Here is a 4,422-nt window from a genome sequence, read left to right as displayed (position 1 = left end):
CTCCGCTCGATCGGGTACCCGATGGAGAATGTTGTCGGGATCGACTCCCCCACGGCACAGGCCTCGGCCTTCTTCCCCGAGGTCGTGGGCCGTGCGGCGGTCGGGAGCCCTGAACACCCCGACACTGCCGCGCTCCTCTCTCTCGATCCCGATGCCGTTTTCGTCGAGGCGGGCGCAGGCGGGGACCATGCCGCGCAGGCCATTTCTGAGGTTGGCCTTCCTGTCGTGCGTGTCGCCTGCTCCTCCCCCGCATCCTATCTCCGGGAAGTCAGTGCTCTTGGAGGTCTTCTTGGCCTGAACGACGGTGCCGCCGCTCTCTCGCGCTTCATCGACGAGGAAGAGGGGCGGGTGCGCGCCTGCCTGGCCAGTCTCCCCCCGCGCGAGGCGCCGGTCGTCTATGCCGAGGACGTCGTCGACTACACCGCGTGCGGGGAGGGGACGCCCCTCTGCGAGGAGGTCAAAGCCGCTGGCGGCCGTCCTGCCTTCAGCAGCACCGAAAAGGTGAGCGACACTGCGGTCCTTGCTGTGGACCCTGCATATATTGTCAAACTCGTCGGGCGGGAGCCGTACCTGATGGGAGGGTATGGTGACCGGATCCCCGTCCGTTTCATCGAGGTACGAAATGCAATCGGCAGGAGACCGGGCTGGTCCGGTACCCAGGCCGTAAAAACCGGGCCGGTCTTCGTGATCCACGCCTCCTTTGTCGAGGGGCCGCAGTATTTCATCGGCCGCCAGTACCTCGCCGCATGGTTCCACCCTGACCGGTGCGCCGACCTCGACCCTGCCGCAGTCCAGGCAGAGTATCTCTCCCGGTTCCAGGGGCTTTCCGGGCCCGCGGGGACCTATGTTTCTGGAGGAGTGAGATGAGGGGGGGCGGTGCTCTTGTTGCGGTGGCCGCCCTCCTGGTCCTCCTCCTTGTCGCCGGAGTCCATCTCACCACCTCCTACGACCAGTACAGCCGCTATAACGTCCAGTGGAATGGCACGTCTTCCTTCTTCACCCTCCTTGAGGAGAAGGGTGTGCACGAGATCCGCGACCCTGTAGACCTCACAGGGTACGACAACGCCACGCTCCTGGTCATCGCCCCCTCAGGCCCCCCGGACCCGGAGCGGGTTGCGGCCTGGCGCGCCTTCCTGGCGCGCAACAACACGATCATCCTCTTCGACGATTTCGGGGCCGGCGACGCCGCACTCAGGGCACTCGGCGCCTCGATCCGGATCCTCCCCGGTCCTGTCGTCTCTGTGGACCGGGAATACAGCACCCCTGCGGCGGTCACGGCGTACCCTGTTGAAAATGCCTCGCTTCTCCTGAATGTCTCGGCTGTCCTTTTCGACAGGCCCGCGGCGCTGGAGGGCGGCGATCCCCTCCTCCAGACCTCCTTCCTCTCCTGGGTCGACGCAGACGGGAACACCACTATCGACGGAGACGAAGTGATCGGTCGCTCCACCGTCTGCGCCCGCGAAAAGGTCGCCGGGGGGGAGTTGATCGTCATCGGCGACCCCGGCCTCTTCCTCAACTCAATGGCAGGCACCGGGAAGGACAACAGGCAGTTCGTTGGGAATCTCCTCACCCTCCGCCCGGTGCTTCTCGTCGATCAGGGGTGGAGCAGGACGGCAACAGCAGGGCCTGTACCCGGGGCGGTCAGGTGGGTGAAGGAGCGGCCCATTTTTCAGATCGGGATCGCCGCACTATTTATCTTTGCGGCTGCATGTTATTCCAGAAAATGGAACGGGAAGTAGATGGCATGGACGTGACAGAGGAGAGTGTGAACGAGATCGCCGGCACCTATGCCGAGATCCTCAGGACTGTGCAGCGCTATGTGGTCGGCAACGAACCCCTCATCAGGATGACCTTCATCGGTATCCTCACCGAGGGTGCAGTTCTGCTTGAAGGAGTTCCCGGGACGGCGAAGACGACGATCGCGAAGATCATGGCACACCTTCTTTCCTCCTCATTCAAGCGGGTCCAGGGTGCTGTGGACGTCCAGCCGGCCGACATCCTGGGGGTGCGGATCTTTTCGCCGGAGACCGGGAAGTTTGTGCTGCAGAAGGGGCCGGTCTTCTCGAACTTTCTCCTTGTCGACGAGATCAACCGCCTGACCCCGAAGACCCAGTCCGCCCTCCTCGAAGCGATGAGTGAGCATCAGGTGACGATCGACGGCGAGACCTACCCTCTCCCGAAGCCGTATATCGTGCTGGCGACGCAGAACCCCTACGAATTTGAGGGGACGTTCTCTCTTGTGGAAGCACAGCGCGACCGGTTTATGTTCAGCCTCCCTCTCTCCTATCTTGAATCCGACGATGAACTCGAGATCCTGCGGCGCGACCAGGCCGGGCGCCTCCGCTGGACAGACTACGAAGCCTCCCTCACCCCTCTCATGACTCCAGAAGAGATAGCCGGGATGATCGGTGCTGTCAGGCAGGTCCACGCCAGCGAGGCAATCCTCCGCTACATTGCCGATATTGTGGCTGCAACGAGAACCCACGGAGATATCAGGCTTGGCGCGAGCGCCCGCGGTTCCCTTGCCCTGTTGCGGGGTGCGAAGGCCCATGCCGCCCTGCAGGGGAGGACCTATGTTATTCCTGACGACGTCAAGGCGGTCACGCCCGCTGTTCTCGGTCACCGCCTCATCCTCGAACGCGAGGCCCTCATCGGCGATGTGACGACAGGGGAGGTTGTGCGCGAGATTCTCCAGATCGTCGAGGTGTCCTGAGCTGTGAGGGCCGGTCCCGCGGTGCAGGGCCTGGGAGTGCTTGCCCTGACCCTTGGCGTCTATGCAGCGCTCTTTGACGATATTGCCGGGGTTGCTGTTTCCGGTGTGATCGCTCTCTTCATACTCTTCAGGGCCGCCCTTTTTTGCCGTGCCGTCACGGCCCTTGTGAGTTCGGTGGTTGTTGAACGGACGGCAGGGAAGAGAATTATACGGCAGGGGGGCCGCCTGCCAGTGAGGACACTCGTTACCTACGACGCTTCCTTTCCTCTTTCTGTCAGTGCGGAGGACATTTTGCCGGCTGTTGCGATCCTCGATGGAGTTCAGGTCGCCGAAGAACGGAAGTCTGGCCATATTTCTATCAGGTACGTCCTCAGGCCTATGGCCGCCGGCGAAACTTCCTTCGGAGGTGTTGCCCTTTTCGTTCGTGACCTTTTCTTCTCGGGAACGGTCAGGGTGAGCCGCTCTGATCTCTGTTTGCCTTTCCTCCGTGTTGTCCCCGAATCTATCCGGGAACAGGGGTACGGCCGGGGTATCGGCGAGGGTCTGGGCGAAGGGGGAGGGCAGTCCCTCCTTGCTGGCGAGGATATCCGGGGGTTTCACGAATACATCCCTGGCGAAGACCTGGCTCGTATCGACTGGAAACTCTCGGCAAAGTTTGGGTCTCTCTATATCCGCGAGCCCGAGGGCCTCAGCGGCGGTGCGCCTCTGGTCATCATCGACCTTCCCGATCTCCATGACTCCCCCCGGGCGGAGGACTTTGCCCGGTTCTCGATCGCCGCCAGCGGGGAAGCCGAAGGGATCTGTACGCACTTCGACGCCTGCCCGCTCCTTCTTATCTCTGGAGGAGAGATTGTCACGTACGTACGGGGTTCCCCGGAACAAAAAGAATTTATTGCCGCCCTTGCTGCGATCCGACCGATTGAACGGGCCGGCCATCTCTACCGCTACCTGGACCCGGCAAGTGTGCGGGCACGGGTCCGCGCCCCCCCTGCCGGTGGAGAGGGGGCATTCAGGGGGCGCCTCATCTCTCTCATTCCGACTTTCGGGGGTGAAAAAGGTCCTCTCCCCTTCAGGCTGGCGGTTGCCGGGGCGATGCGTTCGTCCAGGGCCGCGGCGGTCGTCATCTATGCGACCGGCCGCGGTGACTGCAGCCACCTCTCCCAGGTCGTCATGGAAGCGCTCCATCAAGGACTCGGCGTCAGACTCAGGGTGCCGGCAGAGGAGCAGGGGCATGTGGAAAGGGAGGTCGGGGCAGGCCGCACTCTTCAGGTGGAGGTGATCTGAATGGACCTGAGGATCTGGCAGGGAGCCGTCGTGCTTGCCGGGGTTCTGGCCGCGATCGCCGGCGGGGAGTACCTCCCGGGACTTGCGGCGGCCGCCGCGTACATCGGTGTGGTGGCCCTGACCCGGACTGCGGAGGGACGGTGGTTCCTGCACCTCTGTACCGGGTGCCTTGTTGCAGTTGCGGCCGGCCTCTCCTCCCCTCTCTGGGCCGTCACCGTCATGCTCCCTGTCCTCGCCTGTGCAGGCGTCGAACTGGATTGCTTTGCCACGAAAGGCGAGAGAGAGGCCTATCTGGTCTTCTCGGTGCTGCTGTTCCTCCTCGCCGTTCCCCTGGCAGGTATGCGACATGCGGCCCTTCCCCTGGCTTCACTCGCCCTGACAGTCCTTGCAGGGACTGGTTTCGTTGCTGTTTCATGGGCCAGAAC

General features: G+C 63.1%; 5 protein-coding genes. All 5 read left to right on the top strand.

What is annotated here, in order from left to right; all coding sequences use genetic code 11:
- Positions 1–867 (top strand): ABC transporter substrate-binding protein (locus PHP59_RS11520; protein WP_300167143.1); only part of this gene is annotated, 867 nt, incomplete at its 5' end.
- Positions 864–1,739, top strand: a complete 876-nt coding sequence (locus PHP59_RS11515; protein WP_300167140.1) for a DUF4350 domain-containing protein — start codon at positions 864–866, stop codon at positions 1,737–1,739. The genes PHP59_RS11520 and PHP59_RS11515, both read left to right, overlap by 4 nt.
- The gene (locus tag PHP59_RS11510) at positions 1,724–2,713 is read left to right on the top strand and encodes a MoxR family ATPase (protein ID WP_300167138.1); all 990 of its coding nucleotides are present in this window, start codon (positions 1,724–1,726) and stop codon (positions 2,711–2,713) included. The genes PHP59_RS11515 and PHP59_RS11510 overlap by 16 nt, the downstream gene beginning before the upstream one ends.
- A 36-nt stretch (positions 2,714–2,749) precedes the next feature.
- Positions 2,750–3,997, top strand: coding sequence for a DUF58 domain-containing protein (locus tag PHP59_RS11505; RefSeq protein WP_300167136.1), 1,248 nt, complete (start codon positions 2,750–2,752; stop codon positions 3,995–3,997).
- A partial coding sequence (locus tag PHP59_RS11500; protein ID WP_300167134.1) for a hypothetical protein occupies positions 3,998–4,422 on the top strand: 425 nt, incomplete at its 3' end.

The organism is Methanofollis sp. (assembly GCF_028702905.1).
In the GTDB taxonomy this organism is placed as follows: Archaea; Halobacteriota; Methanomicrobia; order Methanomicrobiales; family Methanofollaceae; genus Methanofollis.
The sequence above is the reverse complement of the archived record's forward strand: the minus strand, read 5'-3'. Positions and strand labels throughout refer to the sequence as shown.

Coding starts and splice junctions, on each gene's coding strand:
- PHP59_RS11510 (WP_300167138.1), top strand. CDS start 1,724: ATGGAACGGGAAGTAGATGGCATGGACGTGACAGAGGAGAGTGTGAAC.
- PHP59_RS11515 (WP_300167140.1), top strand. CDS start 864: ATGAGGGGGGGCGGTGCTCTTGTTGCGGTGGCCGCCCTCCTGGTCCTC.